This window comes from Vibrio sp. MED222 (assembly GCF_000153005.1).
Taxonomy (GTDB): domain Bacteria; phylum Pseudomonadota; class Gammaproteobacteria; order Enterobacterales; family Vibrionaceae; genus Vibrio; species Vibrio tasmaniensis_A.
Genome location: NZ_CH902611.1, coordinates 59,009 through 73,460 on the forward strand (window position 1 = coordinate 59,009; position 14,452 = coordinate 73,460).

A 14,452-nucleotide genomic window follows, 5' to 3' on the forward strand; every position below is an offset into this window, starting at 1 on the left:
GACACGCTTGTCGGGGTCTGCCAATTCACTCGCACAGTGTTTGCAATACATAGCATCCGAATCATGGCCGGCGCGGTTACAGTTCGGACACTTTACCAACTCTTTGTGCGAGTTCATCTCATTGCTGAGCTCTGCAGTAATAATCCCTGTCGGTACCGCTAAAATAGAGTAACCCAATAGCATGGTCAGAGAAGCGATCGCTTTCCCTAACGCGGTTTGAGGGATCATGTCACCGTAGCCAACCGTCGTAATGGTTACGATTGCCCAATAAATACTGTGGGGAATACTTGTAAAGCCATTTTCTGGCCCTTCAATAACAAAGATAAGCGCGCCGAAGATAACAACTAAGATGCCAACTGTGCTGAAAAAGATCAGTATCTTTCGTCTTGCCATTAAAAGTGAACGTAACAGAATGTTTGAATCTTGCAGGTAGCGAACCAGTTTTAGGATTCGGAAGATACGCATCACACGCAGCAGCCTTACCACACCCATAAATGAAGCGCCTGGGAAGATGATCGCTAAGTAGGTCGGAAGAATCGCCAATAGGTCCACGACACCATAAAAGCTGGTGGCATAAGATTTTGGTTTCGGAGAACAATAGAGCCTTAACAAATACTCAAGAGTGAAGAGAGCAGTAAAAGTGTATTCAATATAACGCAGCTGCTGTGACCATTCGGTCATGACATTAGGGATGGACTCTAAGATCAGAACCAATAGCGAAGCCAAGATTGCAACGATCAGAGAAATATCAAATGCACGTCCGGCTGGCGTGTGAGTACCAAAGATAATGACGTACAAATGATGCTTGAGTGGCTTGCGTGACATAAGGAGAGATTCATCTTTTGTTAAATGCATTAACAGTCATTATACAAGCTTCATAATAACGAGGCGAGTGAAAGCCCAATTGCTTTACTCGCCTCATCTATATTGCAATATTGTTGCCCTTTATAGAGCAACGGATTACCGTTAAACGTTATGCCAAACCTGGGAACAAATTACGTAGGCCATTGGCGATGAACTCGATGCCCAATGCGCCAAGAATCAAGCCCATGATACGCGTGATCACATTGATACCCGTTTGACCTAAAAAGCGAACGATAACTGGTGCTGAACGGAACAAGAGCCAAGAGCAGGTTGCAAACGCGATGATGCTAATGCCAATTCCCACAGTATCAATGGCTGCAGGGTAACGAGATCCGTAAACAATGGTCGAGCTGATTGCCCCGGGGCCCGCCATTAATGGCATCGCAAGAGGAACAACACCGATTTGCTCTTTGCTGATGTATTCAGATTTCTCTTGTTTATTCTGCTTATCTTCACCGAGCTTACCGCTCATCATCGAAAATGCGATGCTCAATAATAGCAAACCACCTGCAACACGAAATGAATCCAGGGAGATGCTAAACATATCAAGCAGCATTTGCCCCGCGACAAGCGACACAATCAGGATAACGGCAACGGCAATATTTGCTTGTAAGGCTGTCCTGTTCCTCTCTTCTGGCGGCATATGTGCAGTAAGGGAAACAAAAACAGGCATGATGCCGATTGGGTTTACGGCAGCAACAAGCCCAAGGAAGAATTGCATAAAAATTGCGAGTTCTAAGCCTTGCATGAGAGCGATCTCCAGTTAGCGAATTTTAAGGTTGAAGGTTTGATTCGGTGAATAGTCTGAGCGCGTAATGTAAGGGACAAATCGGATTTGCACGAATGAAAAAAACTAACCTGAAATAGGGGATTATTTTTAGAAAAACTAATTGAATATCACTTTTGTATTGGCGGTGTTGCGAGTTGGTTGTTAGTGTTTCATTTTGTAATTTATTGTCGAGTAACTGTTAACTGCTGCACGAATTTAATAAAAATTATGTCAAAATCTAGCCCGTGCAACGGTATGGATATACTCTCAGTAGCACGAATATGGCTGTATACATGTAATTTAACTGACTAAAAATGAAACTTTTTTACAGTTTATGACTCTATGTAGAAAAAGCTTGTCTGTTTGCTTGTTTTTTGAACTAACGAAAAATGTGATTTTAATCTATATAAATCATCATCTTAAGCATGTTTTTGCGATTGCCTTACTACTTTTTGGTTAATTCTTTTTGGGTAACTGATCTGGGTCAATTTTTTTCACACTGTGAAATAATATACTCAGTCCTGAAAGCAATTTACTAAGAACGTTGTTGTTTGAGGTTAAAAGCAAGCAGCGAAATTAATAAAAAGTTTTTAATATTTATTATTTTAGGAGATCCACCATGCCTGTAACTAACTTAGCGGAACTTGATGCTCTAGTAGCACGCGTTAAAGCAGCACAAGAAGAGTTTGCAACATTCTCTCAAGAGAAAGTAGACGCAATCTTCCGCGCAGCTTCTCTTGCTGCTAACCACGCTCGTATCCCACTTGCACAACAAGCAGTTGCTGAATCTGGAATGGGTATTGTTGAAGATAAGGTTATCAAAAACCACTTTGCATCTGAATTTATCTACAACAAATACAAAGACGAAAAAACATGTGGCATTCTTGATGAAGATGAAAGCCTAGGCACAATGACTATCGCTGAGCCTGTAGGTATCATCTGTGGTATCGTTCCAACAACGAACCCAACTTCTACAGCAATCTTCAAATCTCTAATCTCTCTTAAAACACGTAACGGCATCATCTTCTCGCCACACCCACGTGCAAAGAACTCAACTAATGACGCAGCGAAGCTTGTTCTAGACGCAGCTGTAGCAGCGGGTGCACCAAAAGACATCATCGGTTGGATCGACCAACCATCTGTAGAGCTTTCTAACGCGCTGATGAAGCACGACGGTATCGCACTTATCCTTGCTACTGGTGGTCCAGGCATGGTTAAAGCAGCATACTCTTCTGGTAAGCCTGCTATCGGTGTTGGTGCTGGTAACGTTCCTGTAGTTATCGATGAAACAGCTGACATCAAACGTGCAGTAGCATCTATCCTTATGTCTAAAACATTCGATAACGGTGTTGTATGTGCTTCTGAGCAAGCTGCAATCGTAGTTAGCGAAGTATATGACGAAGTTAAAGAGCGTTTTGCTTCTCACAAAGCTCACGTTTTATCTAAAGCTGACGCAGATAAAGTACGTAGAGTTCTTCTTATCGACGGCAACCTAAACGCTAAAATCGTAGGTCAACCTGCTCCTGCAATCGCTGAAATGGCGGGTGTTAAAGTTCCTGCTGATACAAAAGTACTTGTAGGTGAAGGCCTTGGTAAAGTTTCTTACGATGACGAATTTGCTCACGAGAAACTGTCTCCAACTCTAGGTCTATTCCGCGCAGACGATTTCGAAGACGCTGTTGCTCAAGCAGTAACTATGGTTGAAATCGGTGGTATCGGTCACACATCTGGTCTTTACACTAACCAAGACGTAAACGCAGATCGCATCCGTTACTTCGGTGACAAGATGAAGACGGCTCGTATCCTAATCAACATCCCGACTACTCACGGTGGTATCGGTGACCTGTACAACTTTAACGTTGCACCTTCTCTAACTCTTGGTTGTGGTTCATGGGGTGGTAACTCTATCTCTGAGAACGTAGGTCCTAAGCACCTTATCAACAAGAAAACTGTAGCGAAGCGAGCTGAAAATATGTTGTGGCACAAACTACCTAAGTCTATCTACTTCCGTCGTGGCAGCCTTCCAATCGCTATGAGCGACCTAGAAGGTAAGAAACGCGCATTCCTAGTAACGGACCGTTTCCTATTCAACAACGGTTACGCAGACGATGTAGTACAAATTCTGAAAGCGCAAGGTATTGAAGTTCAAGTATTCTTCGATGTAGAAGCGGATCCAACACTGTCTGTTGTTGAGAAAGGCGCTGAAGCAATGAAGAGCTTCCAACCTGACGTAATCCTTGCTCTAGGTGGCGGTTCTCCAATGGATGCTGCTAAGATCATGTGGGTTATGTACGAGCACCCAGAAACTCACTTCGAAGAACTAGCAATGCGCTTTATGGATATCCGTAAACGTATCTACAAGTTCCCTAAAATGGGTAAAAAAGCTGAGCTAGTATGTATCACTACTACTTCAGGTACGGGTTCAGAAGTTACGCCATTCGCGGTTGTTACTGACGACAAAACAGGTGCTAAGTACCCGCTAGCGGATTACGAAATCACGCCAAACATGGCTGTTGTTGATGCTAACCTAGTAATGAACATGCCTAAGTCTCTGACAGCGTTCGGTGGTTACGATGCAGTAACTCACGCTCTTGAAGCTTACGTATCAGTTCTTGCGAACGAATACTCAGATGGTCAAGCTCTACAAGCTCTTAAGATGCTTAAAGAATACCTACCATCAAGCTACAAAAACGGTTCAGCAGACCCAATCGCTCGTGAGAAAGTACACAACGCTGCAACGATTGCTGGTATTGCCTTTGCGAACGCATTCCTAGGTGTATGTCACTCAATGGCTCACAAAATTGGTGCTGAGTTCCACCTACCACACGGTCTTGCAAACGCACTACTTATCTCAAACGTTGTACGTTACAACGCGAACGATAACCCAACTAAGCAGACTGCATTCTCTCAGTACGACCGCCCACAAGCACGTCGTCGTTATGCTGAAGTTGCTGACCACCTAGGCCTAAGCCAAGCTGGTGACCGTACTGCTCAGAAGATTGAACGTCTACTGACTTGGTTAGAAGAGCTTAAAGTTGACCTAGACATCCCACTGTCTATCCAGGCTGCGGGTGTTAACGAGTCTGACTTCATCGCTAAACTAGACGAGCTAGCTGTTGAAGCGTTCGATGACCAGTGTACAGGTGCTAACCCACGTTACCCTCTAATCACTGAGCTTAAAGAAGTTCTAACAACGTCTTACTTCGGTAAAGCATACGTTGAAGGTGAAACTTTTGAAGGTACGACTGTAATTTTGAAGAAAGCTGACCAAAAGCCAGCTGAAGAAAAAGCAGCACCAAAAGCTAAAAAAGAAAAAGCTAACGCATAATAAGTAAGCATTAGTTTGAGATAGGTTTTCGCTAGCACGATACTTATCTATCGGGAAATTCAAAGCCCCAACCGAAAGGTTGGGGCTTTTTTTATGTGAATTGAAATAGGTCTATTTTTTATTATCCATTTACACCTCTGCAGACGCTTACACCTCTGCAGCTACAACCCGTCCACTAAAGTAATCATTAGAGACAATGTATTCCGTTGTTCTGGTCAGTTCGTCTTGCAGCTGTGCCCAGTGACACCCATTGAGCTTGCCTTCGGAGTTATGAACAGCAGGGACAACACCGCCGACTCGAATACCAAATGGCGTCAGCTCTTTCGCCCAGCTATGGGTAAAGCCGGTAATCATGGAGTTTGCGCTCTCTAAGCCTGACACATCATGAAAGTCATCGTGAGATATTACATTCACAATCACGCCTTCTTTGTCTTGCTCTCGTAATCTCTCTGCACTGATTTGCCCAAATGCGAAAAGGGTCGATGCCATAGCAGACAGATCATTGATAAAGCTACTGACAGGCTGATCGCCAATTAGACTAGGCATTGGGGAACTTATCCAATTGTTGACCAGAACATCGGGCGTCGTGTTGAAGGTGGTTTGAATAAAATCATACACGCTGAGGATAGCTTGGCTGTCATTCCCTTCGAGCGTGTAATGGTAAACAGAGTCGGAGAAGCGGGCACATTGTAAATAAGTCGCCTGAAGTGCTTTTGCGTCTTTATCACAAAGGATGACAGTGGCTCCAAGGTTAACAAAGTGATTCGCAATCGTTCCTCCCAATCGCGAGCCGGCAGATGTTACCAATATAATTGAGCTTTTTATTTCCATCCCAGTACCTAAGCAAATCGTCCATGTTGGATAAGGATGGGTTAAATTTCATACAGTGGGTGTGAATTGGCTCAAACTAAGGTGTACCCATTGATAACTTTTTATGAACTTTGTGGCAGGTCACATTTTGCAGTAACTTCAAGTGTTAACCGACATCTCCGGTTTTGATGATGACCAAAGGTGATGGTTCATATTGCCTGCATCAATAATTAAAAAAGCGAGATCGAACAAAGAGTAGTCGCGAATATTGAGCGAGAAAGAGGAAGGCTAGGCGGCGGCTATACTTGCGCCTGAATCTGATACTGACGTTGAGCTGTCGACAGCTCGTTGTAGAGCGTCGCATTTGGTAAATCAGGTAACTGTTTACTTGCCAGTTTACGCCGGTCATGACCAGAAAGGTTTTGGTAAACCTCTTCAGGGAAGTCGGCGGTATCTTCTGGCATGAAAGCAAGTGCTTCAGGCTTCAAGTAGTGGCTTAGCTTGGCGCTGGCAAGGCTAGCTTGATGAAAGTGATTCGATTGTTGCGCTGAAATTTCATACGACGATTGGTTTGAACGCAGTTGTTGCGGTTCTGCTACGCCAAATTGCTTACGTAGGCGATCTTCAGTCGTTTTAGTGACGTCAATGGTGTCGATGGGAGTACAGTCGCGAACATCATTAGAAAACATAGATAACAGCAACGCAAAATCTGCACGGCGACCTTGCTCAACCGCTTGGCTGATCCCGATGCCGAACTTCAGTTCGTTGATGATTCCTGCTTTGTCTAAAGTATGTATTTGCATGCTGCCTCTCATTGGATACACCTTTAACGGCATGGAGTTGGCAAACTTTAGAGTTTAATTACAGCCAAATAACGAATTTATGTAGGGCGATTGAGAAAGGTAAGAATAGGTTGAAAAGTCGGCTCGATCTGCTAGTTCGTTTCGCAATGTTCTCATTGATTAGAATACGACAGATACAAAAAAGCTCACGCCGAGGCATGAGCTTTCAATAGATAACTCGCTATAAATAGCGCAGCGTAAGTAATAATTACTTAGCTAGGTTTTCTTCTACGAAAGACCAGTTTACTAGGTTCCAGAATGCTGCCATATAGTCAGGACGAACATTGCGGAAATCGATGTAGTAAGCGTGTTCCCATAGGTCAACAGTTAGAAGTGGAGTAACACCTTCTTCTGTTAGAGGAGTCGCAGCGTTAGAGGTGTTAACGATGTCTAGAGAACCGTCAGCTTTCTTAACTAACCAAGTCCAAGAAGAACCGAAGTTGTTGATTGCTGAATCAGTGAATTTCGCTTTGAATTCTTCGAAAGAACCGAATGCAGCGTTGATCGCTTCTGCAACAGCGCCTGTTGGTTCGCCGCCTGCTTTAGGAGCAAGACAGTGCCAGTAGAACGTGTGGTTCCAGATTTGAGCAGCGTTATTGAAAACACCACCAGTAGAAGTCTTAACGATTTCTTCTAGTGTTTTGCCTTCAAACTCAGTACCTGGGATAAGACCGTTTAGCTTAACAACGTAAGTGTTGTGGTGCTTACCGTGGTGGAAATCTAGCGTTTCTGCTGAGATGTGTGGTTCTAGCGCGTCTTTCGCGTAAGGAAGAGCCGGTAGTTCAAATGCCATTGCTCAATTCTCCATTGATATGAAAGAGTTAACTCTTTCGATTGCTTCCAGTGATATTATTATTCATGGCTCGCTATATTGCCAACCACGGTCAATTTGCTGACTTGCGATATAGTTTAGCAAGTTTTTACTTTATTAAAAGCTTAATTCATCACTTTTGTGTGAATTGTTAGCTTAACTGGTTAACCTCTTTTTTTATATGGTTTTTATTCTTTTGGTTTGGGGTAGAATAAAGGCAATGAAAGCCGTAATCCATTAACGAGGAAGCAATGGAAACTATCGATAAAATCAAACAGCAAATTGAAGAAAACACTATTCTACTGTACATGAAAGGTTCTCCTAAGCTACCTAGCTGTGGTTTCTCTTCTCAAGCGTCTCAAGCGCTAATGGCATGTGGTGAAAAATTTGCTTACGTAGATATCCTACAAAACCCTGATATCCGTGCAGAGCTTCCAGCTTACGCACAATGGCCAACGTTCCCACAACTTTGGGTTGAAGGTGAGCTAATCGGTGGTTGTGATATCATTCTTGAGATGTTCCAAAAGGGTGAGCTTCAGCCAATCGTTAAAGAAGCCGCTGCTAAAGTAGCTGGCGACGACGCTGAGTAAGCTTTAGGCCTTGGTGCTTAAATATTGAATGGAAGGGGCCTTAATTAGGCTCCTTTTTTCGTTTGAATGGTTCAACAAAGACTCGATAAGGAATGAACAATGAACGTAAAACTTCATTATGTGCATGATCCAATGTGCAGCTGGTGTTGGGGCTACAAGCCAACGCTTGAGTTATTAAAACAACAATTGCCAGCGAGCATTGAGTTTAGCTACGTAGTCGGTGGTTTGGCTCCGGATTCTGAAGAGCCGATGTCAGAAGAGATGAAAGGCAAGCTTCAAGCGATTTGGAAGCAGATTGAAGCTAAGCTGGGTACGGAATTTAATCATGAGTTTTGGACTGAATGCCAACCAGTTCGCAGCACTTACCCAGCGTGTCGTGCAGTGATCGCTGCTGGCTTTCAAGATCACTACGAAGCAATGCTTGAAGCGATCCAACACGCTTACTACCTTCGTGCGATGCTGCCTCATAGCCAAGAAACGCATTTGCAGTTAGCTCAAGAGCTAGGGATGAATGTACAACAGTTTGAAAATGACCTTTCTAGTAAGCTATTGGAAAGCGAGTTAGATGACCAGTTAGGTTTTAAAGAAGCGATGGGTGTGCATTCTTACCCAACCTTAATGCTTGAGGTAAACGGTATCTTTAGCGAAGTTGAATTGGATTACCATTCAACTGAAGCGACGCTCAAGTCTATTCGCGAAATTCTAGTGAATAACGCTCCCGCTGTATAATCCAGCGAGAGCTGTCTGTATTGACGCAATAACCTCTAAGGCTTACTCATAAGAGTAAGCCTTTTCTTTTGTCTGACGTAGTTGGTTTATCTCCTCTGTAAACCGTTCGAATGTGTTAGTTGCTTCCGAGATTGATGCTTCAATTTCTGATTCGACTTGATCTAATTCTGTGGCTTCGGTTACTAGGCCGTTTGCTTGTGCTTCAATGATTGCGAGCGGAGAAGCCATCGCGTCACATGCCACCATTTTAGCGGCACCTTTGAGTCGGTGTGATGTGGTTTTTAGTCCCTTATATTCCTTATTAGCCCACTGCGCTTTTATCTGTTCATTATCTGCAATAAAACTTGCGGCAAACTCGTCGAGTAAGGTCATCACCACATCGTGATCTTCAAATAGATCGTAGAGTGCGGTGTAGTCGATGATGGGGCTATTGGTCTCGTTGGGTGAATCTTGAGGGACAGTGGGGTCAACATCTTCGATTGTCTCTGAGTTGTTATTTTCTGCCGATTCCGCAAAGCTCTGTTCAATGCCTTGGAACAGCATCGAAAACTCATTGGTTTCTTGAGCTGCAGGTAAAGCGTTTGACGAAGAGCTTGTGTCCTGATTTTGCGAGTCTGGCTTTTCTGCATCAGAAATATCGGTTTCAAGCGTCGGATCTAAATCGTGGATTGCGGGTAGCCATTTTTCAATGGTCAGCTTCATTTGCTTAATGGAAACAGGTTTAACTAGGAAATCATCCATGCCGTGTGCATAACAGTTGGCATCTTCACCCTGAACCGCATTCGCCGTCAACGCGACGATAGGCAACTTTTGAGTTTCTTGATTTAGTTCTTCATTGCGTTGTTCTATCTGACGAATGCTTGAGGCAAGCGTGTAACCGTCCATCTCCGGCATATGGCAATCGGTGAGAAGCAAACCATAACGTTTATTTTTTAAAGCATTCAGCGCTAGCACTCCGTTATCGAAAATATCAGCGTGGACACCAATACTCTCGAGCTGCTTGGCGATGACTTGCTGATTGATCGGGTGGTCTTCCGCAACAAGAATCAGTCGGCCATTACTCTCGGCTTGTTCGCGAGTCTCGATGGCGATAGGCGCTTTGGTTTCGTTGTCTAATGATGAGATTAGATTGTTGTGACTGACGGGTTTCGTTAAAACATGAACAAGGTTATCGGGCAGCAGCGGATTCACCGATAAGCACCAAGAGTTACCTAAAGGCTCTGGTGAGAGCATTGGGTTTTGGTTGATTACGGTGAAGCGTGTTGAACCCGTATGCTGCTGAATCCAAGCATCGCTAATCGCCAGTTGTTGCCAAACCGACATCGCGACAAAGATGTGTTTGGGCTGATGTTTGACGACCATCTCTTTGAGTAGGTGCTTTTGATTAATGTGCAGAACTTTTGGTTCAAGATCGAAGTGTTTCAGATATCGACACAGCTCTTTTTGTTGCAGAACGTAGCCGACGACGTATACCTCGTTTGAGTGATTACCGACATCTAGCTCAATAGAATTCTCACCCTCTGAAGGAAAAATCAGCGTTTGTCGTAGAGCCAAAGCGTTGCTTACTGCATGTTCAGGAGTACAAGTTGGGAGGGTAACGGTAACAGTAAAGTGGCTGCCTTTTCCTTCTTCACTCGACAGTTCTATGTTGCCATCCATCTGTTCTATCAATTTCAAAGCGATAGACAGTCCAAGCCCTGTGCCACCAAAACGGCGGCTAGTGGTTTTGTCGACTTGTTCAAAAGGTTGGAACAAGCTTTGTTGTCTGTCTTTCGGGATGCCGATGCCCGTGTCGGAAACCGTGAGGCTAACTTTCTGCTGATGTTCGTTCTGTTCAATCACATCAATATGCAATGAAATAGTGCCATGTTCGGTGAACTTAATCGCATTGTTAAGGAAATTGTTTAGAATCTGATGGAGTCGTATATCGTCTGCAAACAACCACTGAGCGAGGTTTGGGTCTTGCCAATAGTGGAAGGCTAAGCCTTTTTGCTGTGCATGAATGGATTGCGGTTGCACGATACGGGCAAGTACTTTGCCGAGCTCAATTTCGGTCGGGTTAAGATCCAATTTTCCGGCTTCAATCTTGGAGTAATCGAGTACGTCATTAACGATGTGCAGTAAGTTCCGAGCTGACTGATTCAATCCACCGTGTAAGTTCAGTAACTCTTCACTCAGCTGATGTTCCTGCATTAATTCCAACAGCCCTAAGATCCCACTAATCGGGGTGCGAACCTCGTGGCTAATGGTCGCTAAGAATTGCGACTTTGCAGCCGTTGCTCTTTCTGCTTTTTGGCGTGCGTTGTCTAAAGCTTGCTGTTGTTTTTTTAGTAGGGTGATGTCTGTTATCACCGTATTCCACTCAATGGTTTTGCTGTTCGATACTTGGCTATTAAATTTCACCCATTTAGTTTGACCTGATTCTAACTGCATTCGCTGTTCATTTTCCCAATGCCCGGTTTCAATAGCTTCGAGCATACTGGTTTCAAACTGGGGCAAGTCATCTTCTGAGATCAGATTAAACAGGTGTTGAGGGTGCTCTTTTACGTTATCCACGGATAAGCCGAACATATCGCTTACACCTGCACTGACAAAGCTAAACCGGATATCTAAAGGCTGTCGAGGGTGCGTTTGAATATGTTTAAGCACGACCCCATCAATGTTGTCGGCCAGCGTTTGCAAATGGGCTTCTGCTGCTTTTGCTCTCTGCTCGGCGATCTTTCGCTGCTCGATTTCAGCCGCCATTTTTCGGTTCCAAAATACGATCACGAAAATGACCACAAAGATTCCAAGCCCGATGATCACCGACCATTTAGCGACTTCGCGTGGTGATAAGCCTTCTTGGTATTCATAGGTTAACCATTTGCTTTCCAAGCGCTCTAATTCATTGGCAGGCAGTGCTCCAATGGTTTTGTTGAGAATACTCAACAGCATGGGATGGCGGAAGTTCACTGCGAGAGCTAGTGGTGCGCTGTTTTGCTCATTAATGGTGCCAGTGATTTTGAATTGCCCTACATAGTCTTGATGCAATAAAGGTGCAGCATGATGAAGTGAAGCAAGCGCGAAACTGATGTCGTCTTTCTGTAATGCTTGGAAAGCGCTGACGTGATTGATGTAAGGGACGGCTAGGCAAGTAAGGCAGAGAGAAGGCAGAACTGTTGAGCCTCCAGAATTTTCAATCACACCAACAGCTTCGGTGCCACTTGGCGCAAAGTTGCCTAAGCGATCAGAGCGACTCAATAACACCCAAGGTTCAAAACTGTAAGCTTGAGTGAAGTCCATGTATCGGGCTTTATCTGTGGTTGGTGTGATGTTGGTTAGCACCATTGTCTCACCATTATTGAACGCGACCTCGGCCGCTTCTGGTGTTAGGTAAGTGGTACTTTCGAATGACACGCCAAGCACATTACTTATTAGGTTTAAGATGTCAGCAGATAAGCCTGAGTGTTGCTGTTGCTCATTGGTAAAGTCGTAAGGGTACCAATTGGAGTGTGTGCCTACGGGGATGGAAGGGTTGCTGTCGAGCCAGTTCTTTTCATCTTGGGTTAAATTCAATGTTCCATAGTTCAGCAGCATCGAATGTTGCGATGGAGCAAGCCATTGATTGTAGATAGATTGCAGTGAACCTACCTTAATGTCCTGTAAAGCGAAATTGATTCGGCTAAGCAATCTGTGCTTTCCTTTTTTGACCGCGAAATGCAAGTGATCTGCGGGAAGGTCAGGAAGTACAGATAATGTTAGTGAGTCTCGAGGCTGTTCTCGCAATAACGCAGAAAGTGCAAGCGCATCGCCAATGTACGCATCCACGCTATTCTCCTGAATCGCCGTGAATGCCGCTTGCGTGCTGTCTAATGTGGTAATTCGACTATCAGGAAGCAGGCTAGGAAGAAGATCATTGAGCGCAAACCCTTTCTCCAATGCTAGGTTGGCGGTTGCCAACGCACCTAAATCGTTTATTTTTCTATTTTGGGTAATCACCGCTCGTCTTATGGAAAACATCGGCTCACTAAAAGTCATGTAATTATGGCGCTCCTTGGTCGAAGAGACGCCGACTAGCAGATCTAATTCACCTCTTTCGAATGCACTCAGTACATCACTAAATGTTGAATACAACTTAATCTGATATTGGAAACCTGCATTTACCGCTACCTGATCCAACATACTGATGAGTAGCCCTTCAGAAACAGTGTTGCCTGAGGGAGTTTTATGTTGATAGCTGTAGGGGACCATGTCGTAAGAAGGCAGACCAACCCGCAATATGACTTGGTCACTCGATGAGTTCCCTGTTTTGCTTGCTAAGGAGCTAGCGGGTGATGTGTTCCCTGGTGGGGTGTTTTCGGCAAAGGTGAGCAGTGGCCACATCAACAGTGAAAGACAACTCAATAAAAAGGCGACACACCACGTTTTCGTTTTTGAAGCGCTGTTTTGCATAAAGACATCCTGTCGTTTGCTTGCTGATTTTAGAGTATCGCCATGCTTAACTAACGGCAGCCAAAGGGGCTTTAGTTAGTGTGGGGAGTGAAAAATTATCAGCTTGCTGCAATGCCATACGTTGAAGTAGAGCAAGGTTCGTGTGATCCGCTTTTAAATGAACGTCAATTTGGCGCTTTATTTGAACGACTTTGTCTTGTAATCCTAAGGCTTGATAACACAGCGCCAACAAGAAGAACGCGTCGACATCATTGCCTGAAAACTCGTTTATCGAAATACTCTCAATGCACTCTGTCGCAACCTCATGTTGATCGAGTTGAATCAGTTGTAAGGTACGACAAAGCTTTAGAAGCGGCTTGCTCAATGCGTAAGACTTTTCAGAGTGAGAAAGCCTCTGCCAAGTCGCTTCAGGTTTCCAAAGTGTTAGTTCTTCGTGGGTGAGCGCCAAACTATCCGCCCATAAGATGAGTGCTCGCTTACCTGTAGAATCCCAAATTGAGTGAGGAATGAGTTGTGCGAGAGATTTGAGATGTTGGGTCGCTTGTGTGACATTTTTATCTAGCAACTGCAGCCAGACCATGGTGTTGGTTAACTCAATATTACTGCTGTTCACGGTGAGTACTTGGTCAACCAGTTCGCTCGCTGATTCGAAATTACTGGTATTGAGACAGATCTTGACCTTAAGTTGCTGAAGTTTGATATTGCGAGGGTTGCTTTCTATTAGGCCATCGATTTGACGGAGTGCGTCGTGATAGTGTTGCTTGAGGATATGTATTTCAATGAGCTTAACTTTAGCGGGCAGGTAATCATGGAGCTGCAATAGCCCATTCAACATGGCTTGTGCGTCATCGAGTTGTTGGTTTTTTATCAGAATATTCGCCATATAAATAATGGCATCTTTCAGTGTCGACGGATCAGGGGCTTTGCCAAAGAGTGGCTTTACCGCATTGAGGTCATTCTTTAAAAAGGCCTGCTCTAATGTCGAAAAGTATTGCTGCCGAGAGAGTGCGGATGTGACTCTTTTTATGATGTCATCTGCACGTATTGGCTTAATCAAATAACCATCAGGTTCTAAGTTAGCATAACCAAAGAAGGTATCTTGGCTGTCATTGCCTGTGACGATAAAGACGATCGTTTGTGGCCGGATTAATTCTTTTTGCTGCAAGAACTCAAGCAACTGCAAGCCATTGCTTCCTGAGCCTAAATCGTGGTCAATTAATAAGATGTCGAATCGATGTGCGCGACAAGCCTCAATCGCGTTTTGTGAATTGGATGCGC

At 44.2% G+C, this 14,452-nt stretch carries 10 protein-coding genes; 3 read left to right on the forward strand and 7 right to left on the reverse strand.

All coding sequences use genetic code 11. From position 1 onward, the window contains the following. Together MED222_RS02855 and MED222_RS02850 are read right to left on the reverse strand one after the other, a co-directional pair. Positions 1–825: ion transporter (locus MED222_RS02855; protein WP_009848719.1), on the reverse strand; the 825-nt coding region annotated here is incomplete at its 3' end. A gap of 148 nt (positions 826–973) precedes the next feature. Further along, positions 974–1,612 (reverse strand): YchE family NAAT transporter, encoded by a 639-nt coding sequence (locus MED222_RS02850; RefSeq protein WP_004734056.1) that lies wholly within the window; start codon positions 1,610–1,612, stop codon positions 974–976. 640 nt (positions 1,613–2,252) lie between these two features. Here MED222_RS02850 and adhE point away from each other — a divergent pair. Further along, positions 2,253–4,961, forward strand: a complete 2,709-nt coding sequence (gene adhE, locus MED222_RS02845) for a bifunctional acetaldehyde-CoA/alcohol dehydrogenase (RefSeq protein WP_009848718.1) — start codon at positions 2,253–2,255, stop codon at positions 4,959–4,961. A gap of 147 nt (positions 4,962–5,108) precedes the next feature. Here adhE and MED222_RS02840 read toward each other — a convergent pair whose 3' ends face one another. The 3 genes from MED222_RS02840 to sodB all read right to left on the reverse strand — a co-directional run bounded on the left by MED222_RS02840 (position 5,109) and on the right by sodB (position 7,406). Beyond that, positions 5,109–5,792, reverse strand: coding sequence for an SDR family oxidoreductase (locus MED222_RS02840; RefSeq protein WP_009848717.1), 684 nt, complete (start codon positions 5,790–5,792; stop codon positions 5,109–5,111). Between the two features lie 278 nt (positions 5,793–6,070). Continuing rightward, positions 6,071–6,574, reverse strand: a complete 504-nt coding sequence (locus MED222_RS02835; protein WP_009848716.1) for a VC2046/SO_2500 family protein — start codon at positions 6,572–6,574, stop codon at positions 6,071–6,073. Positions 6,575–6,821: 247 nt separating this feature from the next. After that, positions 6,822–7,406: a superoxide dismutase [Fe] gene (sodB, locus tag MED222_RS02830; protein ID WP_004734050.1), complete on the reverse strand. Its 585-nt coding sequence runs from the start codon at positions 7,404–7,406 to the stop codon at positions 6,822–6,824. A 269-nt stretch (positions 7,407–7,675) separates the two neighbouring features. Here sodB and MED222_RS02825 point away from each other — a divergent pair, with 269 nt between their 5' ends. Together MED222_RS02825 and MED222_RS02820 are read left to right on the forward strand one after the other, a co-directional pair. After that, positions 7,676–8,014, forward strand: a complete 339-nt coding sequence (locus MED222_RS02825) for a Grx4 family monothiol glutaredoxin (RefSeq protein ID WP_009848715.1) — start codon at positions 7,676–7,678, stop codon at positions 8,012–8,014. Positions 8,015–8,113: 99 nt separating this feature from the next. Beyond that, complete coding sequence (locus MED222_RS02820) at positions 8,114–8,743, forward strand: DsbA family protein (RefSeq protein WP_009848714.1); 630 nt, start codon at positions 8,114–8,116, stop codon at positions 8,741–8,743. Positions 8,744–8,785: 42 nt separating this feature from the next. Here MED222_RS02820 and MED222_RS02815 read toward each other — a convergent pair whose 3' ends face one another. Together MED222_RS02815 and MED222_RS02810 are read right to left on the reverse strand one after the other, a co-directional pair. Continuing rightward, positions 8,786–13,174, reverse strand: a complete 4,389-nt coding sequence (locus MED222_RS02815) for a transporter substrate-binding domain-containing protein (protein ID WP_009848713.1) — start codon at positions 13,172–13,174, stop codon at positions 8,786–8,788. A gap of 46 nt (positions 13,175–13,220) precedes the next feature. Further along, the coding region (locus MED222_RS02810) for a response regulator (RefSeq protein WP_009848712.1) at positions 13,221–14,452 on the reverse strand (1,232 nt) is incomplete at its 5' end.